The sequence below is a fragment of the Microbulbifer mixtoriginis (SeqCode) genome (assembly GCF_052466865.1).
Genome location: NZ_CP174293.1, coordinates 1944340 through 1969994, shown reverse-complemented (window position 1 = coordinate 1969994; position 25655 = coordinate 1944340). Strand labels below are relative to the sequence as shown.

General features: G+C 51.4%; 19 protein-coding genes and 6 tRNA genes. 11 read left to right on the top strand and 14 right to left on the bottom strand.

What is annotated here, in order from left to right; genetic code table 11:
- Window positions 1-194: 194 nt before the first annotated feature.
- The 5 genes from ligA to ACJJJA_RS09145 form a co-directional block, all read right to left on the bottom strand.
- Window positions 195-2246, bottom strand: a complete 2052-nt coding sequence (gene ligA / locus ACJJJA_RS09165; protein ID WP_444885445.1) for an NAD-dependent DNA ligase LigA — start codon at window positions 2244-2246, stop codon at window positions 195-197.
- A gap of 155 nt (window positions 2247-2401) precedes the next feature.
- Window positions 2402-3436: a cell division protein ZipA gene (gene zipA / locus ACJJJA_RS09160; RefSeq protein ID WP_444904375.1), complete on the bottom strand. Its 1035-nt coding sequence runs from the start codon at window positions 3434-3436 to the stop codon at window positions 2402-2404.
- Between the two features lie 23 nt (window positions 3437-3459).
- Window positions 3460-6963 carry a chromosome segregation protein SMC gene (gene smc / locus ACJJJA_RS09155; protein ID WP_444904374.1) on the bottom strand — a complete coding sequence of 1168 codons (3504 nt, stop codon included), beginning with the start codon at window positions 6961-6963 and terminating at the stop codon, window positions 3460-3462.
- Between the two features lie 329 nt (window positions 6964-7292).
- Window positions 7293-8546 carry a c-type cytochrome biogenesis protein CcmI gene (ccmI, locus tag ACJJJA_RS09150; protein WP_444904373.1) on the bottom strand — a complete coding sequence of 418 codons (1254 nt, stop codon included), beginning with the start codon at window positions 8544-8546 and terminating at the stop codon, window positions 7293-7295.
- On the bottom strand, window positions 8543-9061 hold the full coding sequence (locus ACJJJA_RS09145) for a cytochrome c-type biogenesis protein (RefSeq protein ID WP_444905235.1): 519 nt from the start codon (window positions 9059-9061) through the stop codon (window positions 8543-8545). Before ACJJJA_RS09145 ends, ccmI begins: the two co-directional genes overlap by 4 nt.
- 184 nt (window positions 9062-9245) lie before the next feature.
- Here ACJJJA_RS09145 and ACJJJA_RS09140 point away from each other — a divergent pair.
- From ACJJJA_RS09140 to ACJJJA_RS09115, 6 genes are all read left to right on the top strand, one after another.
- Window positions 9246-9321: transfer RNA gene (locus tag ACJJJA_RS09140), tRNA-Val, on the top strand.
- Window positions 9322-9369: 48 nt separating this feature from the next.
- Window positions 9370-9446 (top strand) — tRNA-Asp (locus tag ACJJJA_RS09135).
- 442 nt (window positions 9447-9888) lie between these two features.
- Window positions 9889-9964, top strand: a tRNA-Val gene (locus ACJJJA_RS09130).
- 48 nt (window positions 9965-10012) lie between these two features.
- Window positions 10013-10089 (top strand) — tRNA-Asp (locus tag ACJJJA_RS09125).
- Between the two features lie 471 nt (window positions 10090-10560).
- Window positions 10561-10636, top strand: a tRNA-Val gene (locus tag ACJJJA_RS09120).
- A gap of 48 nt (window positions 10637-10684) precedes the next feature.
- Window positions 10685-10761, top strand: a tRNA-Asp gene (locus ACJJJA_RS09115).
- Between the two features lie 110 nt (window positions 10762-10871).
- Here ACJJJA_RS09115 and ACJJJA_RS09110 read toward each other — a convergent pair.
- Both ACJJJA_RS09110 and ACJJJA_RS09105 read right to left on the bottom strand, forming a co-directional pair.
- Window positions 10872-11330, bottom strand: a complete 459-nt coding sequence (locus tag ACJJJA_RS09110; RefSeq protein WP_252085337.1) for a GFA family protein — start codon at window positions 11328-11330, stop codon at window positions 10872-10874.
- Between the two features lie 345 nt (window positions 11331-11675).
- Window positions 11676-12566, bottom strand: coding sequence for a patatin-like phospholipase family protein (locus ACJJJA_RS09105; protein WP_444904372.1), 891 nt, complete (start codon window positions 12564-12566; stop codon window positions 11676-11678).
- A 182-nt stretch (window positions 12567-12748) separates the two neighbouring features.
- On the opposite strand from ACJJJA_RS09105, the gene ACJJJA_RS09100 reads away from it, so the two are divergent.
- The 3 genes from ACJJJA_RS09100 (at window position 12749) to ACJJJA_RS09090 (ending at window position 14693) form a co-directional block, all read left to right on the top strand.
- Window positions 12749-13246: a PH domain-containing protein gene (locus ACJJJA_RS09100; protein WP_444888583.1), complete on the top strand. Its 498-nt coding sequence runs from the start codon at window positions 12749-12751 to the stop codon at window positions 13244-13246.
- 111 nt (window positions 13247-13357) lie between these two features.
- Entirely contained in the window at window positions 13358-14092 is a 735-nt protein-coding gene (locus ACJJJA_RS09095) for an esterase/lipase family protein (RefSeq protein WP_444890755.1), read from the top strand.
- A 139-nt stretch (window positions 14093-14231) separates the two neighbouring features.
- Entirely contained in the window at window positions 14232-14693 is a 462-nt protein-coding gene (locus ACJJJA_RS09090) for a GNAT family N-acetyltransferase (protein ID WP_444904371.1), read from the top strand.
- A gap of 18 nt (window positions 14694-14711) precedes the next feature.
- Here ACJJJA_RS09090 and ACJJJA_RS09085 read toward each other — a convergent pair whose 3' ends face one another.
- The 5 genes from ACJJJA_RS09085 to ACJJJA_RS09065 all read right to left on the bottom strand — a co-directional run bounded on the left by ACJJJA_RS09085 (window position 14712) and on the right by ACJJJA_RS09065 (window position 22260).
- Window positions 14712-16220 (bottom strand): PepSY-associated TM helix domain-containing protein, encoded by a 1509-nt coding sequence (locus ACJJJA_RS09085; protein WP_444904370.1) that lies wholly within the window; start codon window positions 16218-16220, stop codon window positions 14712-14714.
- Between the two features lie 46 nt (window positions 16221-16266).
- Window positions 16267-16905, bottom strand: coding sequence for a hypothetical protein (locus tag ACJJJA_RS09080; protein ID WP_444904369.1), 639 nt, complete (start codon window positions 16903-16905; stop codon window positions 16267-16269).
- 38 nt (window positions 16906-16943) lie between these two features.
- Window positions 16944-19148, bottom strand: coding sequence for a TonB-dependent siderophore receptor (locus ACJJJA_RS09075; protein WP_444904368.1), 2205 nt, complete (start codon window positions 19146-19148; stop codon window positions 16944-16946).
- Between the two features lie 437 nt (window positions 19149-19585).
- The gene (locus tag ACJJJA_RS09070; RefSeq protein WP_252085329.1) at window positions 19586-21160 is read right to left on the bottom strand and encodes an AbgT family transporter; all 1575 of its coding nucleotides are present in this window, start codon (window positions 21158-21160) and stop codon (window positions 19586-19588) included.
- An 89-nt stretch (window positions 21161-21249) separates the two neighbouring features.
- Entirely contained in the window at window positions 21250-22260 is a 1011-nt protein-coding gene (locus tag ACJJJA_RS09065; RefSeq protein ID WP_252085328.1) for a tryptophan--tRNA ligase, read from the bottom strand.
- Between the two features lie 613 nt (window positions 22261-22873).
- On the opposite strand from ACJJJA_RS09065, the gene ACJJJA_RS09060 reads away from it, so the two are divergent.
- On the top strand, window positions 22874-23557 hold the full coding sequence (locus tag ACJJJA_RS09060) for a glutathione S-transferase family protein (RefSeq protein WP_444904367.1): 684 nt from the start codon (window positions 22874-22876) through the stop codon (window positions 23555-23557).
- 214 nt (window positions 23558-23771) lie between these two features.
- Window positions 23772-24506, top strand: coding sequence for a 4'-phosphopantetheinyl transferase family protein (locus ACJJJA_RS09055; RefSeq protein WP_444904366.1), 735 nt, complete (start codon window positions 23772-23774; stop codon window positions 24504-24506).
- Window positions 24507-24549: 43 nt separating this feature from the next.
- On the opposite strand, the gene ACJJJA_RS09050 is transcribed toward ACJJJA_RS09055, so the two are convergent.
- Window positions 24550-25068 (bottom strand): MaoC family dehydratase, encoded by a 519-nt coding sequence (locus tag ACJJJA_RS09050; protein WP_444885459.1) that lies wholly within the window; start codon window positions 25066-25068, stop codon window positions 24550-24552.
- A gap of 25 nt (window positions 25069-25093) precedes the next feature.
- A complete protein-coding gene (locus tag ACJJJA_RS09045; protein ID WP_444904365.1) occupies window positions 25094-25621 on the bottom strand; it encodes a MaoC family dehydratase in 528 nt (175 codons plus the stop codon).
- Between the last annotated feature and the right edge of the window lie 34 nt (window positions 25622-25655).

Genomic DNA, 25655 nt, shown 5'->3' with positions numbered 1-25655 from the left:
GCAGCGCCACCGGACATCAGGTACCCAGGGCAAAAAAGATCTAGGAGATGCACTTTAACGGCGAAGCGACCAGAAAGCCATAACTCCACAGGTGATCATTGGCATTACCATGACCATCGCCGATTTATTTATAAATAATTTGTGAGATTTAACGAGAAGCGCGAGCACCAATTCACAGTGCCCGCAGCGACAGATTAAATTTCAAATCCCCGTTGGCGCAACATATCCATCAGACCCTCTTCATCCATCACCGGAATGTCCAACTCCCGTGCCTTGTTCAATTTTGAACCGGCACCGGGGCCTGCCACTACATGGTGCGTTTTTGCAGAGACACTACCAGCCACCTTGGCACCAAGACGTTGCAGGTAATCCTTGGCCTCGCTGCGTGACAGCGTTTCCAATTTTCCAGTCAGCACCCAGGTCTGGCCCGCTAGGGGTTGCTCCTCGGCTGCGACTTCTTCCACCACCCAGTGCACACCCGCCTGGCGCAAGGCTTCGATCTCTTCCTGGGCGTGGGATTGCTGGAAGAACTCGGCAACAAAATGGGCAACAACAGGTCCCACATCTTCCACCTCCTGTAGTGCCTCTTCACTGGCCGCCATCAATACCTCCAAGGAGCCGAAATGACGAGCTAGGTTGCGCGCAGTCGCCTCTCCCACCTCGCGAATACCCAGGGCATAAAGGAATTTGGGCAGGGTTGTATCTTTGCTGCGCTCCAAGGCATCGAGTAGATTTTGTGCAGATTTCTGTCCCATGCGCTCGAGCCCGGCAACCTGCTCGAGATCGAGGTGGTAGAGGCCGGAAACCGAGTGCAGCAGCCCCTCATCCACCAACTGCTCTACTAATTTGTCCCCCAGGCCATCGATATCCATCGCTTTGCGCGAAGCGAAGTGTTTGATCGCCTGCTTACGCTGAGCGCTACAAATCAAACCACCACTGCAACGGGCAACGGCTTCCCCGGGAGTGGATTCCACCGGCGAATCACACACTGGGCAGTGCGCTGGAAATTCAATTACACGGGCATCTTTCGGGCGCTTACTCTCCACAACCGAAACCACCTGGGGAATCACATCCCCAGCACGGCGAATTACCACGGTATCGCCGATCATCACACCGAGGCGCTGGATTTCATCGCGATTGTGCAAAGTCGCATTGGAGACGGTTACCCCACCCACAAACACCGGCTTAAGGCGCGCCACTGGGGTAACCGCCCCAGTGCGCCCCACCTGAAACTCCACATCCAGAAGCTCGGTCATTTCTTCCTGAGCGGGAAATTTATAGGCCATAGCCCAGCGCGGCGCCCTGGCAACAAAACCCAAACGGCGCTGCAGGGGAATACTATTGACCTTAAACACAATGCCATCGATATCGTAGGGTAAGCCCTCGCGTTTATCGCCGAGCTCGCGGTGATATTCGATGCAGGCCTGAATATCCGCCGCCAAACGCATTTCGCTATTCACCCGAAATCCCCACTGCCCCAGCAACTCGAGCGTTGCCAGATGCTCTTCCGGCAGAGAGGCCCCCTCGACCAGCCCAGTACCATAGACACAAAGCTCAAGCGGGCGCTGCGCGGTAATGCGGGAATCGAGCTGTCTAAGACTGCCCGCCGCCGCATTGCGAGGATTGACGAACAGCTTCTCGCCCGCGGCGGCAGCCTTGCGATTTAACTCGGCAAAGCCCGCCTTGGGCATATAGATTTCACCGCGCACCTCCAGCACTGTCGGATACGCAGTGACCCCCTTTTCTCGACGCAGACGCAGTGGCACCGAGCCCACAGTGCGTACATTCTGCGTTATATCTTCGCCAGTGGTGCCATCACCACGGGTCGCCGCACGCTCCAAAATGCCATTGCGATAGAGCAGACTGATAGCGATACCATCCAGCTTGGGCTCACAGGCATATTCGATTGCGCCCTTGCTATTCAGGCGGTCTCTCACCCGCCGATCAAACTCCAGCAGCTCCTCGTCGCTAAAGGCATTATCCAGAGAAAGCATGGGCACTTCGTGGCGCACTTCCGAAAAGGAGGATAGCGGCTCTGCGCCGACCCGCTGGGTAGGCGAATCCGGGCTCAGCAACTCTGGGTATTGTTGCTCTATATCCTGCAACTCTCTTAGGCGGCGATCGTACTCCACATCCGGTAATTCCGGATTATCCAGCACATAATATTGATAATTAGCTTTTAGGAGCAGCTCGTGCAAAGCCTCTACTCGCTCGCGTATTGACTGGGGTATGGATTGTTTGGTCATCGACTGTTCGAGTGAAAATAAATCAAAAAAATTAAACTCAAATGCAACAACGGCCCCAGCTCGCGGAAAAGCCCTCAGGCTCAACCGCGGCCTGGGGCCGCGTTGTTACAAAGCAAGAATTGTAAAACTATGCGAACAAATAGTGTTGCAGGTTATCAGCCTTGCGCCTTACTCAGGGCCCGGCGACGCTGATACTCCACGACACGCTGACGATAGTGCTCAGCAGTCTGGGCAGTGAAAACACTGCGATTTTCATCTTTCAACTCGCCCCCGAGCAACTCGGCAATTTTGTAGGCGGTGGAAAGCATTTGATTGAATGCCTGGATCGCCTCGCCCTCAACCGGTAATGCCAGGAACATACTGACCCCCGGGGTGGCAAACTCCTCCATTTGTGCCAGGTCAAAAACACCCGGCACCACAATATTGGCCAGGCTAAATATCACCGCACCATCGGCACCGCCTCCCTCGTGGTAATGGAAGATATTCATCTCTCCAAAACGCATACCAGAGGCCACCATTACCCGCAGAAGATCGTTGCCTTCAAAGTAATCGCCTTCGGGTGCCATCACATTAATAACCAACACTTCATCGCGGACAGAGCTTTTTTCTACAGCGGATTCTTTGCTTGGCGACACAACCGTATCGGCTTCGCGGGCTTGGGGCTCATCCCGTGGAGATATGGGCTCTGGGCGCTCTTCGGTGAGCGCATTGAAGCTCTCAGACTCATCCAGCGCCGGCTCAAAGCGCTGCTCCTCGCCCACAGAGTCCATCAAAGTGGGCACCTGCTCCTCCAGGTCCAGCACCCCCTGCTCATGGGCGTTGCGCTGCGGTGCACTGCCCGCAAGGGGCTTGCGCGAGGAAATAAAGCTCTCCTGCACTTGGCGGTTCACATGCAGTGCATCTTCCATAGCACGCCTTTGCACAACACGCACCTGACCCGGCAATTCACTGGTTGCCGGTCGCGGCTTTGTCTCTTCCTGGGAATCTCCGGGGGTCCCACTTGTTTCGGGTGGGCGAGCCGGTTCCTGCACAAGGGGGTCCACATCCCCCCCCACTTCGGATTGCATCGCTTTGGACAGATTCCGCGATACCTTTACCGCGGCTTTCTGCCGTAAAATTGCGCGGCGCACGCCGTCCAGCACCACTACAAGCAGCACTACCACGAGGATCGTAACCAGCCAGTTATCCATTTAAGCGCTCCTCCTTTTACGCCTTATGCAGAAGCCAGCTCAGCTGCTTCTTCCACATTCACCGATACCAGGCGAGAGACACCCGGTTCATGCATGGTCACACCCAACAGCTGATCCGCCATCTCCATCGCAATCTTGTTGTGGGTAATATAGATGAACTGAACGTGTTCTGACATTTCTTTAACCATTCGTGCGTAGCGACCTACGTTAGCGTCATCGAGAGGAGCATCCACTTCGTCCAGCATACAGAAAGGTGCTGGATTCAAGCGGAAAATAGAGAATACCAGGGCGATTGCCGTCAGCGCTTTTTCCCCACCGGAGAGTAAGTGAATCGTGCTGTTGCGCTTGCCCGGCGGGCGCGCCATGATCGCGATCCCAGTATCAAGCAGGTCCTCGCCAGTCAGCTCCAGATAGGCGTTACCGCCCCCAAAAACTTTCGGGAATAGTTCCTGCAAGCCCGCATTGACCTGATCGAAGGTCTCCTTAAAGCGGCTTCTCGTCTCTTTGTCGATTTTCTTAATTGCATTTTCCAGAGTCTCCAGCGCCTCCATCAGGTCACCGTACTGGCGATCCAAATAATGTTTACGCTCAGACTCCTGTTTGTATTCATCAATAGCGGCGAGGTTGATCGGGCCCAAACGTGAGATACGCGCGGCTACCAACTCCAGATCTTCCTGCACCTGGGGAATCGTCAAGTCCCCGGGTAGCTGTTCGAGCAGCTGATCCAAATCCTGTTCATCTTCGCGCAGCTGTTCTACCAGGCCGTTGCGCTGCACTTCGAGGGTTTGTGCGGAGAGACGTTCCTGCTCCAGCTGGGCGCGCACCCCCTGTAAAGCCGCCTCAACCTTGTGCCGCTCCTGTTCCTGTTCACGCAGCCCCGTCTCCACCTCTTCGAGTTTTTTACGGGCTTCAGCCAGCTCCGTTTCCACCTCAATACGCTCACCCAGCTTCTCCTCCAGCTCCATTTGGAAATCCTGGGAGGGGTCCTGGGTTTCAGCCATCTGCTCCTGCAGCTGGGCCCGGCGGCTACGCAAGCGCTCCAGCTGCTCACCCATCACTTGCAATGTGCGCTCCAGAGAAACCATCTGGGTGCGCACCGACTGTTCGCGCATAGCCAGCTCGTGGGCGCGATCCTTGTCCTCGCGCGCACGCTGTCTGGCGGCATCCAGAGCTTCGCGCAGGGCTTCGCGCCCCTCCATCAGCATTTCGCGACGATCGGTGTCATCGCTCATGGCCTCCACGGCTTCCTGCAGCATCAGGCGCGCCTCAGAAAGCGACTCACCTTCAATTTCCTGCTGCTCACGCACCTCGGCAATTTCCTGTTCGATGCGATTGCGGCGCTCACTCATCTGCTCGGCGCGAGCGCGACGGGCAGAGAGTTGGCTGCGTAATTCGGCTTCGCGCCGCCCGAGCTGCTCGGAGTCGTTGCGGGCTTGTTCAATCGCCCGCTCAACACCGGTCACTTGTTCGCGCAGAGATTCACGCTGCTCACTGCACTGCTCAATCTGCTCTTCGCACAGGGATATCTCTGCGGACAGTGTTTCCAGATCCTGCTTGCGGGCGAGCACCCCAGTCTCGGCATCGCTGGCACGGCTCACTCGCAACCAGTTAGGACCCAGCCAGAGCCCATCCCGCGTCACAATAGACTCATGGGGTTGCAGGCCAGTGCGCTGTGCCAGCGCTTCATTGAGAGTGTCCGCGGTATAGATGCCGGCGAGCAGACCGGTAAGAGAGGATGACCCCTGTACAACGCTTGCCAACGTGGGCAGCTGCCCAACGGTCGCTGCTCCCACCATGGTGCCATCGATAAAGACAGCCTGGCCATTTTGCAGCTGCTCCAAGCTCTCAGTCAGACTTTCCAACCGCTCGACGCAGACCGCCTGTAACTGTTGACCGAGAACGGTTTCCACCGCTGTTTCCCAGCCCGCTTGTGCCTGGATTTGGTCAGCCAGGCGTGGGCGATCGCTCAGGGATTGCTGCTGCAGCCAATTTTCCACCGCTTTGCCCTGCCCCAACGCAGCCTGTTGCAGCGCCTCAAGAGAAGCTTGGCGGCCCCGGCTGGTTTGCAACTGCAGGCGCAGCTGGTCCAGCTCTGTCGCCAGCTCCCGCTCGCGATTGCGTATTTCCTGCAGGGATTCTGTCCGCTCGGCAGCTTCCTCGCGACGCTCGTGTACCTGCATTTCCAGCTCGGCAAGCTGTTCATTTAACTGCTGGGTTTCCTCATCATCCTCGGAAACCTGAAGGCCGGACTGCTCTGCCGTGAGCTTGTTAATCCGCTCCAGAAGTCGCTGCCCGGAAGTCTCCAGATGTTGGATGCGAGACTGCTGCACCTCTGCTTTCTGGCGAGAGCCAGAAGCCCCCTGATTAAACTGATCCCACTCGTTTTGCCAGTTGCGCATCTGCTCTTCGGCTTCGAGTAGCCCGGTGGCGGAATCCTCCTCTGCGGCGAGCACCATTTCCAAATCTGGAACAATTACTTCTAGCTCTTCCTCAAACTGGGCTGCCTTCTCGCGATCTACTTCCAGGTTGGTCTCCGCTTCGCGGAACTCCTGCTCGGTCTGGGCCAAATCGGAATGCAGGCGAGTGGAGCGCTCGCGGGCATGGGCGATACTCTGCTCCAGGCGGGCAATGTCCGCACCCACCGCATAGAAGCGTCCCTGCACCTCATTAAAACCATCGGATAACTCGTGATAGCCAACGCGCTTTTGCTCAATGCCGGTATCACAGTTCACCTGCCGGGTTACCAATTCCTCAACGGTAAGCTCCAGTTCGCCAATCTGTTGCTGCTTGGCGACAGCCTGCTCATTGAGTTCGCGGTATTTTAGGGCTTGCAAATTTGCCTTATGGCTGCGTTCTTCCTCTTTAAATCGGCTGTATTTTTCTGCCGCGGCGGACTGTCGCTCCAAGCGAGACAATTGCCGATCCAGTTCATCGCGAATGTCGGTGAGACGCTCCAGGTTTTCAGAAGTACGGCGCATACGGTTTTCCGTGTCCCGCCGCCGCTCCTTGTATTTGGAAATGCCTGCAGCCTCTTCGATATAGACCCTGAGTTCCTCGGGCTTGGCCTCAATCAACTTGGAAATCATGCCCTGTTCGATAATCGCATAACTACGCGGACCGAGACCGGTCCCCAGGAACAGATCAGTTACATCGCGGCGACGGCACTTTTCCCCATTTAGGTAATAGTTATTCTGGCCTTCGCGCGTGACCTTACGTTTTACCGAAACTTCGGAGAATGCGGCGTAGGCGCCAGTTAATTTACCGGCAGAATTATCAAATACCAGTTCAATAGAGGCCTGACCTACAGGTTTACGACCACTGGAGCCATTAAAGATAACGTCTGTCATAGAGTCGCCGCGCAGATTTTTTGCGGACGACTCACCCATTACCCAGCGCACAGCATCGATCGTATTCGATTTACCACAGCCGTTAGGGCCAACCACCGAGTTGAGGTTTGTCGGGAAATAAACAGTGGTGGGGTCAACAAAGGATTTGAAACCCGCAAGCTTGATGCACTTCAGACGCATGTATTCTTAAACTCGGTATTTTTTATCTTTGCCGGCCCGATCACCAAGCACTCAATTGTACATGGCGCCACCGGGGCTTTCAGCGCGGCTTTTCACAGTATCTTTTCACGCGGATTATCGGCCGGAATGGCCAGTGGTCAAGTCAAGATCGCGCAATGGCTTCAACTGGTACCCAATGCCAACATTTCAAGCGGCACAAAATCATCACCAGTGGCAAAACAAAATCTATTTCTACCCGTGCGGCTGTGACCGCCCAGGCGCCAAATAGTTCTCAGGCCGCAGCACTCTCCTGAACACTGTAGCCTGCCAACGCGATACTTGAATAGGGCCTAAAGCTCCCGGTCAATAACGATAGACTGCGACTCACTCCAACTGGATTTAGGTAGGGTCTTGATAGAGCCCTGCCAATCGCCCGCCGCGGGGCGCGCGTCACCACGCAAAGCCAAGCGTGCGACCAATTGCACCGTATCTACGGTTGAAATGGAGCGCCCTGGCATCATAGCCCGGGATTCATCCAACACCACTTCGGCTGGTAACTCGCCAGCGGTTAGCCGAACAATCGCCAAAGGCATTGGGCTATCAGTGCTGCGAGCATAAATGAACACCGGCGTTGACGGATCTGCTTTAACTTGATCACCCAAGCTCACTTGCACTCGAATTTCCGCTGCGGCATTACCATCAACTTCAGCATTTTCCTCTACAGCGGCTTGAACTATCTCAACCGCACCATCATTACCATCTTCGCCCAGGGCCTTTTCGGCGCGGGCAACACCCGCCGCCAATGCCTCTGCCGCCGCAGACCCTGGAGCCAGCTGCGCAAGGGCACCCTGCCAATGATCACGCGCCTTGCGGTAATCCTTGTCCTCATAGGCTGCAATTCCCGCCAAGCCTAATGCTGTCCCATTGCTGGGCTGGGCCTCTAGCACCTGATCGACCAGAGTGCGAATTTCATCCGTTATTTTAGAGCCGCCCGCAAAAAACAACGCTTGCGCCAGCTCGGCCTTGACCATAACTGCCTCGGGTTCCCGTGCCAGCACATAGCGATAGGCCTCTACCGCTCCGGCGATATCACCAGTGACCAGAAGCCGTTGAGCCAGAACAAAGCGACTACTCAAATCCTCAGGATGAGTTTCTGCCCGCTGCTTTAACTGCTGGGTGATGCGCTCTTCAGTTGAAGGGTCTGTTTGCCCCTGCTGACTGGCCAACATTTCGCGATACAGAGATACTTCCTGGGGGCGCTCAGAAAGGACATAGGCCCCCACTGCAATCGCAGGCACAAGAACAGCCAGACCAATCAGCAACCCGGAGCCTTTACGCGAGGGAGTTACAGCATTCGCTTCTTCTTTCGCGCTCAATAATTCGCGTGCCATCTCTGCTTCCAGCTGGGCAAATTGCCGCTCATCCATAGCGCCACTTTGCACCGCTGCGCGAAGCTCCCGCGTGCGCTCTCGATACAGCTGCGCCAGGGCTTCACGCTTATCTCCACCGGAACGCCGGGCACCGGCTCCACGCAATCCCGGTAAAAGGAAGATAAATGCCAACAGCAATAACAGGATCGCTAAACCAAACCAAATATCAGTCATTTGCTCTTCTTCCCAGGGTCAGTCAAATCGTCCAGGTCATCACCTAGCAGTTTTTTCAGACGGCGCCTCTCTTCTGTAGTCAATTCTCCAGAGTCATCGTCCTGACTGGCACCAGTGCCACTGCGAGAACGCACCACAATCACAATCAAAGCCAGTAGACCCACCAAGGCAAAGATGCCGGGAGCCAGCCAAAGCGCCAGAGTATTGCGCTGTACCGGGGGTCTATAGAGAACAAAGTCCCCATAGCGGGCCACCATGTAGTCAATAATTTCTTGGTCTGTAAAACCCTCTTCCAGTAGCCGGCGAATTTCCCGCCGCAAATCGGTGGAAATCGACGCATCCGAGTCGGCCAGGTTTTGGTTCTGGCATTTTGGACAACGCATTTCTTCGATCAGCACCCGGTAGCGCGCCTCCAGTTCCGGAGAGGACAACTTCTCCGTCTCCACCACCGCCTGTGCCACTACGGATAGGCACAAGAGGCCAAACGCAAGTAGAAATTGCCCCAACCAGCTCATCTGTTTCACGGCTTACTCCACGCTCACACCCTGGAAATTTACGCGATTATAACAGTGTCGCCACTTGCCGGACACGCCCACCATCTCGTTCTTAAACGCCTTAACTCATTGAAAGACAAAAAAAAATTCAAAAAAGGCGTTGACGCCGCAAAGAATATCATTAAGATACGCAGCTCCTGACACGGGGTGGTTAGCTCAGTTGGGAGAGCGACGGCCTTACAAGCCGTAGGTCACAGGTTCGACCCCTGTACCACCCACCACTTCTCTTACTCTTGCCAGGCAAGAGCCACCAAGAGAAGCAGGAATGCGGACCGGTAGTTCAGTTGGTTAGAATGCCGGCCTGTCACGCCGGAGGTCGCGGGTTCGAGTCCCGTCCGGTCCGCCACATACAAAAAAGCCCTGCTCGCAAGAGCGGGGCTTTTTTGTATGTGCAGACATTAACACCCTGTAAAACTCCCTCTCCAAGCTCCTGCGCCACACCCACCTGCAGCAACTCAAGCAATTAACAACAATAAACGGCAGTAAAAAATCCCCCTCCCCGCACAACCATTATTACCAGCCTCACGTGCACACAATTTTAATCGCCAGCAACAAGGCAACCAGCAATTCCCAACCCGAAACGGGTTTCTTTCACTACCATTTAATTGTCCGCAGGATAAAAAACCAGCAAGTTATTTTTAAGTAAAATAAATTCAGCGGATAAAACTCTGAAAGAAAATCCACCACCTAACTGATGTTTTTTTATCCCAAATCAAGTTTTTAGAATTTTTTTGCCATAGTTGTTGACCGCTAAAAAAATATCATTAAGATACGCAGCTCCTGACACGGGGTGGTTAGCTCAGTTGGGAGAGCGACGGCCTTACAAGCCGTAGGTCACAGGTTCGACCCCTGTACCACCCACCACTTCTCTTACTCTTGCCAGGTAAGAGCCATCAAGAGAAGCAGGAATGCGGACCGGTAGTTCAGTTGGTTAGAATGCCGGCCTGTCACGCCGGAGGTCGCGGGTTCGAGTCCCGTCCGGTCCGCCATATACAAAAAAGCCCTGCTCGCAAGAGCGGGGCTTTTTTGTATATGCTCCGATCCCAAAAGCAGCTCAAAGAAATTTTTGTAAAAAAAATTAATTAAATTTCGAAACTATACCCGGCAACCCGTTAAAGGGACGGCGCAAGTCTGAGTGGTCGCCAGCCTGCTACAGAAAACCTCATCGAAGTAAATTCTTACCAAAAGCTTCCTTTGTGGACCACACCAAACAATCACTTCACCCGATAAAATAATCTGCCAGTCCACACCGAAATATTCTTTAGATTTATTTTTTACTGACGACCAGCAAAGACAGAACAGCTCTTTGTCTGCGGGAAAAACATTCAGCTAAAAGGTAAATTAAAAAAAATAATTGAGAATTGATGATTTTTCGATCTAAATAAATTTTTATTTAATTTTTTTTGTTAAAGCTATTTACCACAGATAAAAAATCATTAAGATACGCAGCTCCTGACACGGGGTGGTTAGCTCAGTTGGGAGAGCGACGGCCTTACAAGCCGTAGGTCACAGGTTCGACCCCTGTACCACCCACCACTTCTCTTACTCTTGCCAGGCAAGAGCCATCAAGAGAAGCAGGAATGCGGACCGGTAGTTCAGTTGGTTAGAATGCCGGCCTGTCACGCCGGAGGTCGCGGGTTCGAGTCCCGTCCGGTCCGCCATATACAAAAAAGCCCTGCTCGCAAGAGCGGGGCTTTTTTGTATGCGCCAATAATCAACAGAGATTGAGGAAAGTTGAATTGCCTAATGGCTTTTTAGAGTATGCTGTGCCTCAACTTTCCAGTAACTCACCCTCTTCTCTTTCGATCACTTCGTGCAGCAGTCTACTCAGCTCATCCATTTCAGGCATCTCCGCAAAATGCTCGGCCTGACCACCAATCTCATCCCAGTACGCTTTAGAATCAACGTGTAAGTGGGCCATCACCTTACCGCGAAACTCTCCGTCTAGTAGTCCAGCCGGCACCCAAAAGTGCGTAGTATTACTCATCAGGTGAGGAACAGAGCTACCGCATTCACTACAGAAGTCGGAACGAAAACCGGTAGGTTTTCGATAAGAGGAAATTTTGTCCAATCCACGCACCCAGCGAAACTGTTCACGACTGATGAATAATGCGGTATCTGATGCGGAACCACTTAACTTGCGGCAGAGTGAGCAGTGGCATTGATAGAGACCGGGCAGCGGCTCTTCCAGCTGAAACTCAACAGCGCCGCAGAGGCACTTTCCGTTCATTATCTACTCCTTTACCTTAAGTTTGTTATTCAAAATTTTGCTTGGAATCCCACGAGTCACAGAACCATTCTCCTTATAGCCCTATAACTCATCCCATCACAGCAAGAAGGGGGCAGCTTAATAAACCCGAGCCAGGCAACCCTTCAAGCCGGCAGAAACACTATGAAAATTCAAAGGTTCCTTAGGTTAGCAACATTCTCCCCCCTTCACACAAGACTCCTACAGGTCAAAGAAGAAGTAAATGCCAATACTGGGCAAACTCCAGTGAAGCCTCTAGCCAACACGCCCCCCAGCCTTACTTGCATACATGCAGCTGCCACCCTAATGGTGAGCACCCGCAGCCCGTTACGGGCTGTCAGGTCCCATTGCCCGCAACTTATCCCCTGAATTTCTCAGGAAGCTTCGACCCAGCTCACTGCCGACCAGATACCCCTTCTCCAGCAACTCAACCTCCTGAGTAAAACGCTTAACGGGAAAGTCCGCAGGAGGCGCTATCACTGACACCCGGCAATCCGGTGGTGGCGCCTGGATAAAGTCTAAAGCGCGGTTGTAGCGCTCTCCGCGCTCCAAGACCGCTTCAAACAAGCGGGCGTGATCGTGGAAAAACTGCTTGATGAACTTAGGGGCTGAACCCACTGGTTTTCTATAACCCAGTGGGCGAGACAGAATCACAGTAATATCCCGCGCCCCCTGCTCGTATGCTCGAATAACCGGGATTGAGTCAGCCAGGCCACCGTCGGTCATTGGTTCCCCAGCAACAGGAGGGAACTCCCGGTAAGCCATGGGGATAGCGCAGGATGCAGGAAACACTTCATGCATATTCTCGGGCGTGACGCATACGTAATGGGGCTGCCCGCTATTGATGCTAGTTGTCACCGCATAGAGAGGCACGCCATTTTCCGTATAGCGCTCAATATTCAGAGGGACATCATTGTAAGAGGCATGCCATAACCAACTGATATCGCAAAAGTGCCCCCCTCGCAAATAGCGCCGCCAGTCAATAAAGTCCGCGCGTGTGGCATGGTCAAGTAAAATCTGGCGGCTACGGCCATGGTCTCCCGCCAGGTAACCAATCAGGTTGGTTGACCCCGCAGAAACGCCAATGGCGAAGTCAAAGGGGCAAAAATCCACCTCGATAAAAGCATCCAAGACTCCGGCTGCAAAAATTCCGCGCATAGCGCCACCCTCTACCACAAGGGCTGACGTGCTATCTCGCTCTTCAATCCGATTCGCCATAGTTAATCCATTGTGAAAATCGATGTTGCTCAAAATCTATTTTTGAAAACCTAAGCCGCGCTAAATCTATTTAGCCTCTCCTTTTATAAAGGGCCAATTACATAGACTGCGACTTTGCCAAGCCGATTCCATCAGCACTATGATTGAGACATTCAAACTGTCCATTACTTATTGAGTAATTTATGCCTCTTGTTGTTTTTCAAGCCCCCTGGAGCCGCCAACTGAAAATAATCAGCGCACTGAGTGCTTTTCTACTTTTGGCAATCCCCTTCGTGCTGATAGCAAAATCCCAGCAAAGCCCTTCCCTCCTCTATAGCGTTGCTATTGCCCTGCCAGCGGTCATTTTGCTACTAGGTGCCGTGTTTGCCATCCGCGGTTATACCCTCGCCAACGACTGCCTGCAGATACTAAGGCCAGGCTGGAGAACCTCCATCTCCCTAGAAGGCTTGCAGGAGGTCAAAGTCGACCCAACAGCCATGCAAGGATCGGTCCGCATCTTTGGCAACTCCGGCCTCTTTGGCTACATCGGGCTCTTCCAAAACCAGCAACTGGGTCGTTATCGGGCCTTCGTCACGGATCAAGAGAAAGCTGTTGTTTTATATTTCCCCGGTAAAACTCTGGTCATCACCCCGGACAAACCCGAACGCATGGCCGAATTACTGCGCCAACGTATTAGATGACTAAGCGGTACTCATTCAATGATGCTCCCCTCCTCATTGAGCGAGCATCTTGGATTTTTACAGGCCCCGCAGCATACTGCAGCCACGAGAGCCACTGCTAAAAGAAAATCAATGAAGAAGTTTTTTCTCACCCTATCGCTATGCCTTGGGTCTGTATTCGTGGGCGCACCATCAGTAAACGCCCACTCGGCCTGTGTAATATTGCTTCACGGCCTGGCCAAATCGGATAGTTCCATGACAAAGCTGGAGCAAGCGATTAGTGCCGCCGGCTACAAGACCGTCAATGTGGATTACCCCTCTACCCGCTTCCCCATTGAGGAACTGGCCGGCAGGGCCATAGCCCCAGCACTGGATCATTGCGCAGGACAGACCGAAATCAATTTTGTTACCCACTCCATGGGGGGCATATTGGTTCGCCAGTATCTGAGCCAAGTTAAGATTGAGAATCTCAACCGAGTGGTTATGCTGGGCCCTCCCAATAAGGGCAGTGAGGTGGTGGATAAGCTCGGTAGTTTCCCAGGGTTTGAATTTGCCTTTGGAGATGCCGGCCTACAACTAGGTACAGGCGAGCTGAGTATCCCCAATAAACTAGGCAGCGCTAATTTTGATGTGGGTATTATTGCGGGTACTCGCAGTATCAACCTGATACTGTCACGACTAATCCCTGAGACTGATGACGGAAAAGTCTCGGTTGCCAGTACCAAGCTGGAAGGCATGAACGATCACTTGGAAATGCCAGTCACCCATGTCTTCATGATGAAGGACAAAAAGGTTATTGCGCAGGTACTCCATTATCTCGAGCATGGCTCCTTTGCAAGGGGTACTCAGGAAGCCCCTCTCAATTAAAATAGCAACCAGCCACTGGGCCTTTGTGAAAAAATCAGAGGCCCACTACATACTGACTTTTTTTACCCTACCTGCCGGTTTAATATCCAATCTACTCCTAATAAAAAATACAAACCTAGTAAACCAAGAGGCAATACAAGTGCAGTGGCAATGGTGTAGCTTTCAACAACTCACTATCGATCAGCTTTATGAAATCTTGCGGGCACGCCAGGAAGTTTTTACGGTAGAGCAAGATTGCCCTTATCAAGATGCAGATGGCAAAGATCAAGAAGCCTGGCACCTAATCTGCTGGGACAAGGAAAGCCAATCCCCACGATTGATGGCTTACCTACGAGTGGTATTTCCGGGCAAAAAATATTCCGAGCCCTCAATAGGCCGTGTGCTTACCGCAGAGTCTAGCCGTGGCACAGGGCTGGGCAAAGAACTGATCCGCCGCGCGGTAGAACAAACCCTGAATGAATATCCAGGTTTGGGGATTCGTATTTCCGCCCAAGAGCACCTACGTAAGTTTTATGGAGATTTTGGCTTTGAGCAGGTCTCCACCCCTTACGAGGAAGACGGTATACCTCATATCGAAATGTTGCGCCCGGCATCGGAGTAGATACCGGGCTATACCAGCTTAGTTACTTCCAACTGCCCCACCAACAGTGGAAGCAAAGGCGCCATCCCGGTGGCGCACCCAGGTATAGAGGCAGGAGGCCGCGATACCTGCAGCAATCAGCAGCCACACAGCATTGGCAACCAGTGAGGCCCTCACAAAGGAATCCGCCCCATACAGGGAAGCGTGAACAACCACAGCCAGAATGCAGGCTGCGGTGGTAGCTCCGCGGAGCAACATAGACCAACCGGCAACAGTCCCCACAAAAGCAGCTATCCCACTTAAAACGATTGTGGTCAACCAGAATACCTGAGCGGCAGGAATAGCAAAGGCTAGGTAAGTCACAGCACTGAATGCAATAGCAAAAGGAATTCCCCAGACCTGAGCCATCCAAATACGCTCAAGGCGCACCGCTGGCTGCCCCCGCTGGCGCTTGCGCACCAACCAGATATTAATACCTGAAACCACCAGCACACACATGCCAATGCCCAGTAAGAAATAGGCAATTTTTACTGGGAAACCGGAGAAATGCCCGAAGTGCAGACGGAATGTGGAGAGGTATACTTGCTTGGCCGCATCACCTTCAGACCATCCCTCTTTTTCTATCAGGCTGCCATCCCCATTAAAGTGGTAGCGCTCTCCCCAAACCAGCTTTGCGGGAACCCGCGTCCAAACCTCCACTACCTGCCCCTCGCGGCCAGGGAAGGCAACCTCTAGCTTAGTACGCTCCTCACCCGGTGCGATCTGCTCCATTTGCGCAAGAATCGCAGCAAAATCTGGAAGAGGCACCTGTGCGGCATTCTCTTTCATCACCGGGTGCTCGCGATACAACATATGCTCAACTTTCTCGGTATCCCCAGCAAAGAAAACACCAGCAATTGCAAAAGCCGCAACCTGTGAAAGTCCAATAAAAGCGCCGGTAATAGCAATCGCCAAGTGAAATGGTGCAGCCCAGACGCCCAGTCGATTGTGCAAGTCCACTTGCTGCAAACGCTTTGAACCCGCCAGGCGCAGAGAGAAGGCATCCTTAATGATTTTCGGGTGTGCCAATAATCCAGAGATAATCAGTGCGGTCATCAATACACCGATCAAGCCTACAAGAGGAACCCCCAACCCCAAGGGCAGATTTAGTGCAAAATGCAAATAGGCGAGGAAGTGCGTCCACTCGTGCTGAACCTCACCCAATAAAGAACCATCCTCGTCGACATAACGCTCAATATCACCCACTTCCACAGTCAACCTGGGCATATCTGAGTTGGGGATGGTAAATTTTACTGATTCAAATTCTTCGTTTTGCTCTTTCGCCAGGGCAACCGCCTGTTCAGTGGCAAGCTGATATACAGAGGGACTGACATCGAGATTTTCCAGCTCTGAAGCCTGCTCCCAGCGTTCAAATTCATTGTAAAAAACCGCAAGTGTTCCACTGACACAAACGATATAGAGCAAAGTGGAGGTGGCCAGACCGAGAACCGAATGTCCGTCAGTCATATCACGCACAAAAGCAGGGGTTGGCTTTAGGGAAAATTTCACGTTGAATTCCTAGTGAGGTCTCTTTGATCTCAAAATCGTTATTAGCTTACGCCGCTGGCATTACGGCAAAGCCACTCGCCAGTGAAAAAACTACTAGCGCTGCACTGGGGCGCAGCAGTTTCTTATCCGCACTACACCAAACCATCGCCAGGGTCCAAACAATAACGGCAACAAAAGCGCCCCCTACAAGACGGGCACTCTCACCAAACCCGGTGAAGCCAAAATAAAGAAGGCCGGCCAAAAGGCCACTGGCTGTTGGTAACAATGCGATAGCCAGGAAACGTAAAACACCTCGCAGCCATAATTGCAGCAAGGCCTCATTAGATGCAGCCCCACCCGACCTCTGTTTTTCCTTCCGCGGGGGGCCGCTCGGCCAATCACCTTTTGATACGAGCAAGGTCAGGGCGGCCAGCATGGTCAGGAGAGTGGCAATACTCACACCATATTCCACCCCCACCACTGCACTCCAAGCGAATGCCGATAACAACAGCAGGCCCCAGCCACTCCAGCGGCGCAACGGCTGGGAGCCGCTACGCAGCCAGGCTGAATAGAGACTAAAAATACCGGCAATGGCAAAAATAGTGGCCAGTCCGGCAATAAAATAGAAGGAACTCGGCATAAATATCACACTGGGAGATTTCGACTCCCGCCCGATAGTGAAACGCAAAAAAGGGAGCTTGCCCACAGACTCCCCCTGCGGACAAACTCCCAGTCTACTCTAACTTAAAAAGTGTAACGTGCCTCAGCAGTCACGTAGCGACGCTCGCCGTAGAAGCAATCACCACGGCTCAAGCAAGAAGTGGTGTGAACTTCATCGGTCAGGTTTTTCACATTGAGCTGGAATTTCCAGCTTTCCAGGGTGTAGCCGATGGTTGCGTCATATAAGGTGTAGGATGGATTTTCTGTGGGAAAATCTGCTGAGCCAGCAGGAAGGCCACCATAATAAAGTGCATAAAGTGGAAGCACTTTATCAATACCGGTATAACTCTCACCAACATGACGAGCACCTGCCCCAATGCTTAGACCGGGAACCCACTCACTAAAGTCATAGTTGCCCCAGAGAGAGAATTGCTCCTCAGGTACAGTCTCGATCTCAGTGCCAACCTCAAATGGATTGCTGCTTTCTAGTACTTCAGTATCCATCTGGCTGTAATTAGCCACCAGTGTCAGATTGCCCCACTGTCCACTGGCCTCAAGCTCAAATCCATCAATCTGCGCCTCACCGATTTGTCGGAAAGATCCGTCAAGTCCGTAAGTTAAGCGATTTTTCTGCTTAATCTCAAAAGCAGAAGCAGTCATCAGGATATTAGTACCTTCTGGCTGGTATTTAATACCGGCTTCAACTTGCTCCCCTTTAACAGGCTCGTAGGTACCACCCTGGCTATTCGGATCGGCTAAAACAGCTTCAAAAGATTCTGAATAGCTAACATAAGGCGATACACCACTGTCGAAGGCATACATTAAGCCAAATCTTTTAGTGAGTTCCGTCTCTCTCTGTTTGCCACTTACATTTTTAGCAACATTACTTTGTGTTCTCGATGATAATCTATCTTCACGCAAGCCCAAGTTAAAAATAAAGTTACCAAGGCTAACTTGGTCTTGGAAATAAATACCTACCTGCTCAGCATTGACATCGGTATTTTCTCTCTCCCGCTCTTCCAGTCCTTCTGGTACAGAACCATAAACCGGGTCAAAAATATCAATGTCGCCACCGAGGCCACGCACTCTCAAAATGCTGTTATCGATTTCTGCATTCTGGCTATCAATACCTGCAGAAATCTGATGCTCAAAAGCACCAGTAGTCAGCTCGCCTGATAAGCGCAGGTCAAAAATCAAAAGATCGCTTTTCGCATCTTTCATATAGACAGTGCGCGACACTTCACGAAGATCTTTTTGTAAGCGCAGTGCAGGAGTGTAGTCAGCATACATTGAGTTGTAGTCGACATCCCCTTTTGAATAACGAAGGCCTGCATTGATGCCCCAGCTATCATTTAAACGATGATCAACCCACAAGCTATAAGCGGTTTGTTCAGTGTTGTACTTATCCCAACCTGGCTCACTAATAAAGGTATCGGTCGGGATTTCACCGTTTACGTTATCAACAATGGTGCCGCCCCAAGGCAAGAAGGCCGCAGTGGTACCTGTCTTTTCTTCTTGATGGTTCACCAGGAAAGTAATTTCGGTATCCGCACTGGGGCGCCAGGAAATGGAAGGCATAAACAGAATGCTGTCGTCATCGACATGATCAACCTGAGCATCGGCATCACGAGCATAACCCACTACGCGGTAGAGCCACTCTCCATCGCTATCCAGGGCTCCAGTAACATCGCCAGCAATTACCTTACGATCATAGTCTCCGCCCTGCACCATCAGTTCACCACCAAACTCCTCTTTGGGGCGCTTGGAAACCAAGTTGACGATACCTCCAGTAGAACCCTGCCCATAAAGGACTGAAGACGGCCCTTTAAGAATTTCCACGCGCTCAAAAGCGTAGAGGTTTGCACGTGAGCCGGTATAGCTACCGAAGGTTGTTTTTAGTCCATCGACAAACATGACTGGGTCAACAGCACGCACGGTAGACCAGTCGCCGCGAGCATCAACACCAAACAAGCCGCCATTCACTCCAGCAGAGTACTGCAGGATATCCTGCACAGTTTTAGAGCCAGTAATATCGAAGAAGTCTTTATCACGCAGAGAGATAGAGAACGGTGTCTCATCAACTGGAATATCTTGCTTACCAATAGAAGTCTGGCGGGACAGGTTGAGCTCGCCGGTTACGTTAACCTCTTCAAGAATTTCATTTTTATCTTCGGCAGCAAAAGCTGCTGAACTGCCTGCAGCAACAGCCAGCGCCAACAGCGAACGGCTAAGGCCGGAGATAACAGGAGAGGAGTTTTGGCGTAAACCTTGGAAACGAGCGGTGCCCATGGGGATCCCTCAACAATCATTGGAAGATTTTTGTTGCCACAGCTACTGCTGCCGACATCTGATGACGCGGATCTTAATAGGAATCGTTATCACTTACAACATTATTAGAACATTTTTTTACTAGTGCAACTCACCAAGTAGACAAAGGCTCGTATACAGACAGGACTAAACCGGGGTAGAAACTTAACTGACACCCCAAAAATGATAAGTTGAGAACCTTAGGCACGATGGAGCTGATTAATACAGCCAATCTGTAAGAGCAAAAATTAGCCAATATTTTTATATTTTGGCGGTAGCGTGCAGAGCGGGCTGGAAGGTGTTCAGTTAATTTTCAACCGCAGGAGAGAAGGATAAGAGGCACCCAGAATTGGGGTGCCTCTTATAGAGAATTGTTTTGGCTCCAAAGCGGGTAAACACACTCTGGGGCCAACCACTCATTAAGGTGTCGGATAGGTATAGCTCGCCTGCAGCCCCAAAGGCAAACCCAGGTTCCAGTAAAGAACGAGGAACAGGGTCCAGCAGATCAGGAACACCACCGAGTAAGGCAGCATAATAGATACCAGAGTACCTATACCTGTACTCTTCACATAGCGCTGACAATAAACCACTACCAGCGGGAAGTAAGGCATCAATGGCGTAATGATGTTAGTGGAGGAGTCACCAACCCGGTAAGCCGCCTGAGTCAGATCCGGAGAGAATCCAATCTGCATCAGCATGGGCACAAAAATCGGGGAGAGCAACGCCCACTTGGCGGAGGCAGACCCTACAAACAGATTGATGAACGCCACCAGTACAATAATCCCCATCAGGGTGATCGGGCCCGGCAGGTTCATAGCCGCCAGTAGACCACCCCCCTCAATCGACAACAAAGTACCTAGGCCTGAGCGGGCAAATTCGGAAATAAACAACGCACAGAAAAAGGCCATCACGATGTAATAGGCCATGGAACCCATGGTCTTGGACATCGCATCGATTACATCCTTACTCTTGTGGAAAGTCCCAGCGGCAAAGCCAAAAACGACTCCCGGGATAATGAACAACAGGAAGATCAGCGGCACAATAGACTTCATCACCGGCGCAGCAAAGGAGGCGAGCTGCCCCTGGGAATCGCGCAATGCAGAGGTCTCCGGCAACATCCAGGCGATAAGGCCAACAATACCGGCAACCATTACGGTAACTGCCAGGTACATCGCCTTCTTCTCGCGGGCGCCCAGCTCCTGCATTACCGGCATATCTTCTTTATCGCCATCAATGGCAACATTCTTCAGGCGGGGTTCGATCACCTTATCGGTCAGCCACCAGCCCAACATGGTGACCACTAGGCAGGACGCAGAGGTGAAGAACCAGTTGTTAAGCGGGTTGACCTGCATCTCCGGATCAACGATCTGTGCCGCGGTTTGAGTAAAGCCCTGGAGTAAGGGGTCAATGGCCGAGGGCACAAAGTTCGCCGAGAAACCACCTGACACGCCGGCAAAAGCGGCGGCAATTCCCGCCAGAGGATGACGACCGGCCGCATAGAAAATCACACCACCTAAGGGAATCACCAGCACATAGCCGGCATCCACTGCGGTGTGACTGACAATCGCCACCAGAATCAACATGGGGGTGAGCAGCATCTGTGGCGTTATCGCCAGCAGCTTTTTCAACACTGCATTGATAAAGCCACTCTGTTCCGCGACACCCACACCCAACATAGCCACCAACACGACGCCGAGAGGCGCAAAGCCAGTAAAGGTTGTCACCATACTAGAGAGAAAGCGGGCCAGCTCACTACTGGAGAGAAGATTGGTTACCTGAATCGCTTCTCCCGTGGCTGGATGCAAAGTATCAAAATTCACACCAGATAGCAGCCAGGACAGCACCCAAATGGCCACCATCAATACCAGGAAGAGCACCGCGGGGTCGGGCAGTTTATTACCCACGACCTCAATAAAATTTAGAGCCCGGTTGATCCAACCATTTTTGTTATTGGCATCATCGCCCCCAGTGGGGCTTGCCTGAACGTTTTCCATATCGAAACCCTGTACTTTCGTTATTTATTATTAGAGTGAAAGGCGTGGGAAGAACTTCTTAACCGTAGCTTCCCACGTTGTAAAAATGACTACTGGCCAATCTTGCGAATACCCACCGCGTGACGCAACTTCTCGATAAACGGTGCCGAGTAGGCACGGGCCTTGGCTGCGCCTTTCTCCAGCTCCTCTTCAATTTGGGAAGGGTTCTCAAGCAGAGCATTATAGCGTTCACGCGCCTCGCCAATCTGGCCATTGACCAGTTCGAATAGCTGCTTCTTGGCCTCACCCCAGGCAATGCCCTCTGCAAAGGCCTTGTGCATTTCAGCAGTTTGCTCCTGAGTAGCAAATGCCTGCCAAATTTGAAAAACCGTGGAAGTCTCTGGGTCTTTGGGCTCGCCCGGTTCCAAGAGATTGGTCTTGATCTTGTTGATATGCTTTTTCAGTTTTTTCTCAGGCAGGAATAAGGGGATGGTATTGCCGTAGCTCTTGCTCATCTTGCGGCCATCCAGTCCCTGCAGAACAGCCACGTGGTCATCCACTACCGCCTCGGGTAGGGCAAAATGCTCACCATAGTGATGATTGAAGCGCTGAGCGATATCGCGGGCCATCTCAATATGCTGCACCTGGTCTTTACCCACCGGCACCTTGTTGGCATTGAACATCAATATGTCTGCAGCCATTAGGATCGGGTAGCTATAGAGCCCCATGGTGACGCCAAAATCGGAGTCTTCGCCATCTGCACGGTTGGAATCCACGGCGGCTTTATAGGCATGGGCGCGATTCATCAAGCCTTTACCAGTCATACAGGTAAGCAGCCAGGTCAACTCGGGGATTTCATGGATATCCGACTGACGATAGAAAACCACATTATCTGTATTCAACCCCAGCGCCAGCCAGGTTGCCGCAATCTCCAAGGTGGACTGATGCACCTGTTCCGGGTCCTGGCACTTAATCAACGCGTGATAATCCGCCAGGAAATAAAAAGACTGGTTGTTCTCGTCCTGGCTTGCGGCGATGGCCGGGCGAATCGCACCAACATAGTTACCCAGATGGGGAGTACCGGTGGTCGTGATACCGGTCAATACGCGCTGTTTGCTCATAAATCCTTCGTTTTCCGTACTGAGTTCAGGCAATAGAGGAGGAATCATAACCTGTTCGCGCCCGAGGTTGTATCAGCCGAAGGCATCCACTTCCAGGCCTTGCTCCAGCCATACCGGAGTACGTATATCGCTGTCCCTAACGCCAAAACACCAGAGAACCCGACTTCAGCAGAAAACTTCCCGCGGTACTGACTGGCTGAAACCCCGAAGGCTCTGCGAAAGTGGTGACGAAGAGTGGTGCAACTTTCAAAACCGACCAGCTGGGCTGATAACTCACCGACTCCAGCGCCTTTCTATGTAGGACACCCCAATTCAACCTGTGCAACCTCACTGTGTGCCAATATGTCTACGTGTAAAGTCTCCCCCTTTCCTGTCATGCTGGTCTCCACTCCTATAACCAAATTCCTTGCACGTTCCGACTAAACCACAAAGAAAAAGTCATTGGCGCAAAGTTAGCGCTAATTGGCCTTCAGGCCAGTCGCAGCGGATAGAAATTATGAGGATACTATTCCTCAGGCAGTGATATTGATCAGATATCGTCCGGCGATGATGGAAGCCAAAAACCGCTGTCCAACCATGCCTCCAACACCAAAAGTACATATAGAGGAAGCTTATGTATCAATTGTTTATTGGAAATAAAAACTACTCCTCCTGGTCTCTTAGACCTTGGTTGTTGATGCACCATTTGGAGATACCTTTTAATGAAAAGCTGGTTACCTTTGAGGAAGGCGGCAGTTGGGAAAAATTTCACAGCTTCTCTCCAACCGGACAAGTGCCCTGCCTGAAAACAGAAGACGTGACGGTTTGGGATTCCCTAGCAATTACTGAGTACATTGCCGAAGACTTCCCGCAGGTCTGGCCGAGTGAGCGAGTAACTCGTGCCTGGTCACGCAGCGCTTCCGCAGAAATGCATTCTGGTTTTTCTGCGCTGAGAAATATCTGCCCAATGAACTGCGGCCTGAGCGTTGAGCTGCATGAAATTTCAGAGCCCCTGCAAAAAGATATCAAGCGGATTGATGAGTTATGGAGTGAAGGTATCCAGAGATTCGGCGGACCATTTTTGGCTGGCGAGGAATTTACCGCTGTCGACGCCTTCTTTGCTCCAGTAACAATAAGGGCCAAAAACTATCATTTACCTGTTAGCAAAACCGCGAAGCAGTATATTGATCTGATTCACAGTCTTCCCTCAATGCAAAAATGGATAGCGGATGCGATTCAAGAACCCTGGAGGGAGACCGCTCATGAGGAGGAAGCCCGGAGTTTTGGAACGATTATTGCGGATTTACGCCAAAAATAGTCCTTACTCGCTTTTTTAATTAGATGCATCCGGCTCCCATAAAAATTACTGATTTTTAGTTCTGGAGCATAGTCATTCATACAACATGCCCCGGTGCAGCCAAGTACAGCTGCATCGGCAACTGCTCTATGGCAGAATGTCTTACAAAAATTTGCTTTGTAAAACTCACTCTACTAGCAGATAGAGGCAGCAGCCACAAGTACCAATAGCCGTAATGTTACACACCAAGCAAGAAGCACCTTTAAACTATAAATTTGGATTTATTACAGATGCTTCACCTATTAAGCCTCTGAATTTTTCAGGCCTGGTACTGGAATGCCAATTCAATCAGGACAATTATCAGGATGATTTGTTTTCAAAGCTGGGTATCCAATTCCCATCTGAAATCACCCACGCTTATAAAAAACGCAAAGCCGAATTCCTTGCGGGCAGGTATTGTGCGCACCTTGCACTAAGTTATTTTGGGCTTATTAACACACCTATACCCATTGGCCCCAACCGAAGCCCTCTATGGCCAGCAGATATCTCAGGCTCTATCACCCATGCGGATAACCTTGCCATATGTGCCGTAAATAATAAGCCACAGGCCCTAGGCATTGATTATGAGCCGACAATCGCTATAAATACTGCGAATGAAATAAAAAGCCATATAATCAACCGAGCAGAGGAAGTCCTCCTTAGTAAAAGCGGGTTACCCTTCCGACAGTGGATGACCATTGCCTTTTCTACTAAAGAGAGCTTATTTAAGGCACTCTACCCTACTGTTAAGCAATACTTCGATTTTCTCGATGCCGAAATAGTGCATATTGACTGTAAAAACCACAAATTAGTATTAACTATCAAGCGCGATCTGTGTACCGCTGTCAGTAAAGGGCAGCTGTTTTCAGGAACCTATAGGTCCCACAGGGAGGGCATTATTACACTGGTTGAACATCAGGAATTCTTGTAGGCGCTCTTGAACAAGAATCTGGAGCATCTCGATTGTATCGAAGTTAATATCCAGCCCTTTCATAGGGCCCAAGATTGCGTCGATAGATCAATAGCTTACGCTCAAAAGAACATACGCAGGCACCATGTTGGTTGAGAGCACGGGAACTAACATGCAGTAAACCTTGATCGGGGCGTGATTTGGATTTTCGCTTACCCAATACTTCCGACTCCAAATATAAGGTATCTCCAGCGTAAACCGCATCCACTTTGCAATTTACCATGCTCAAGTTGGCAACCACTTTACCAAATGTCCGGGTTGTCAAAGCCATTGCACTCAAAACAAAGGTCTCAGGCACTCTAACTCTGTCACCATAAACTCTACGAGCGTAGCGCTGGTCAGAATATCCAGGGCTCAAATCAAAAGAGTGGCGCGCATAGCGTAAGCAGCTAGCCTCAGAGAAAGTATGACCTGGCCGATGCTCGAATACCTGCCCTTCTTCGAAATCTTCAAAGTCAACGCCACAGGTTTCGATATAGGTATTTGGCTCAACCTCCCTGAGAAAATGCAACGAATCCTTCACAACTTTCTCCCAAGCAAAATAGTAATCAATAATTTTTTGCGGAAAATGGCAGATGTTCTCGCTTGTAAAGCAGCATGGTACAACGTATCTCACAAGTTTTTTGTTGTTTTTGATTGGAGCCGCTCAGTAAAATCTCAATCAGGCCAGACTCCGAATCTTTCAGATTGGCACCGACAAACAGCACTTCACTCTCGGCATATAAAGTATCACCTCCAAATACCGGAGCCAGCATATCAATACTACCCCACTCAACAATTTTCTTGCGGCGGTAGTAAGTTTTCCAAATCATACCCATTAAGCGCTGAACGATCAGAGTTGTATTAATGAGAGGTCTTTTAAATTCGGTGTGTTCGGCATAGTACTCATCAAAATGAATCATCGCCTGGTTAAAAGTATTTACACACTCTTCGACATTATCTTGCTGACTGATCGTCACCCCCGGTCGGTGACGAAAAACCTGCCCCACCTTAAAATCCTCGAAATCCAAACCATAACGCTCCCGGTAGCGATTATTGCCAAGAAAAATATACGCGGGGAAACGATATCGATCCATAAGAGCCCTCTGCTTTAGGCATTAATACCGGTAG

What these genes read in the sequence shown, in the direction of transcription:
- ligA (WP_444885445.1), bottom strand. Translation starts at nt 2,246, where the DNA reads ATGACCAAACAATCCATACCCCAGTCAATACGCGAGCGAGTAGAGGCT.
- zipA (WP_444904375.1), bottom strand. Translation starts at nt 3,436, where the DNA reads ATGGATAACTGGCTGGTTACGATCCTCGTGGTAGTGCTGCTTGTAGTG.
- smc (WP_444904374.1), bottom strand. Translation starts at nt 6,963, where the DNA reads ATGCGTCTGAAGTGCATCAAGCTTGCGGGTTTCAAATCCTTTGTTGAC.
- ccmI (WP_444904373.1), bottom strand. Translation starts at nt 8,546, where the DNA reads ATGACTGATATTTGGTTTGGTTTAGCGATCCTGTTATTGCTGTTGGCA.
- ACJJJA_RS09145 (WP_444905235.1), bottom strand. Translation starts at nt 9,061, where the DNA reads ATGAGCTGGTTGGGGCAATTTCTACTTGCGTTTGGCCTCTTGTGCCTA.
- ACJJJA_RS09110 (WP_252085337.1), bottom strand. Translation starts at nt 11,330, where the DNA reads ATGAACGGAAAGTGCCTCTGCGGCGCTGTTGAGTTTCAGCTGGAAGAG.
- ACJJJA_RS09105 (WP_444904372.1), bottom strand. Translation starts at nt 12,566, where the DNA reads ATGGCGAATCGGATTGAAGAGCGAGATAGCACGTCAGCCCTTGTGGTA.
- ACJJJA_RS09100 (WP_444888583.1), top strand. Translation starts at nt 12,749, where the DNA reads ATGCCTCTTGTTGTTTTTCAAGCCCCCTGGAGCCGCCAACTGAAAATA.
- ACJJJA_RS09095 (WP_444890755.1), top strand. Translation starts at nt 13,358, where the DNA reads ATGAAGAAGTTTTTTCTCACCCTATCGCTATGCCTTGGGTCTGTATTC.
- ACJJJA_RS09075 (WP_444904368.1), bottom strand. Translation starts at nt 19,148, where the DNA reads ATGGGCACCGCTCGTTTCCAAGGTTTACGCCAAAACTCCTCTCCTGTT.
- ACJJJA_RS09070 (WP_252085329.1), bottom strand. Translation starts at nt 21,160, where the DNA reads ATGGAAAACGTTCAGGCAAGCCCCACTGGGGGCGATGATGCCAATAAC.
- ACJJJA_RS09065 (WP_252085328.1), bottom strand. Translation starts at nt 22,260, where the DNA reads ATGAGCAAACAGCGCGTATTGACCGGTATCACGACCACCGGTACTCCC.
- ACJJJA_RS09060 (WP_444904367.1), top strand. Translation starts at nt 22,874, where the DNA reads ATGTATCAATTGTTTATTGGAAATAAAAACTACTCCTCCTGGTCTCTT.
- ACJJJA_RS09055 (WP_444904366.1), top strand. Translation starts at nt 23,772, where the DNA reads ATGTTACACACCAAGCAAGAAGCACCTTTAAACTATAAATTTGGATTT.
- ACJJJA_RS09045 (WP_444904365.1), bottom strand. Translation starts at nt 25,621, where the DNA reads ATGGATCGATATCGTTTCCCCGCGTATATTTTTCTTGGCAATAATCGC.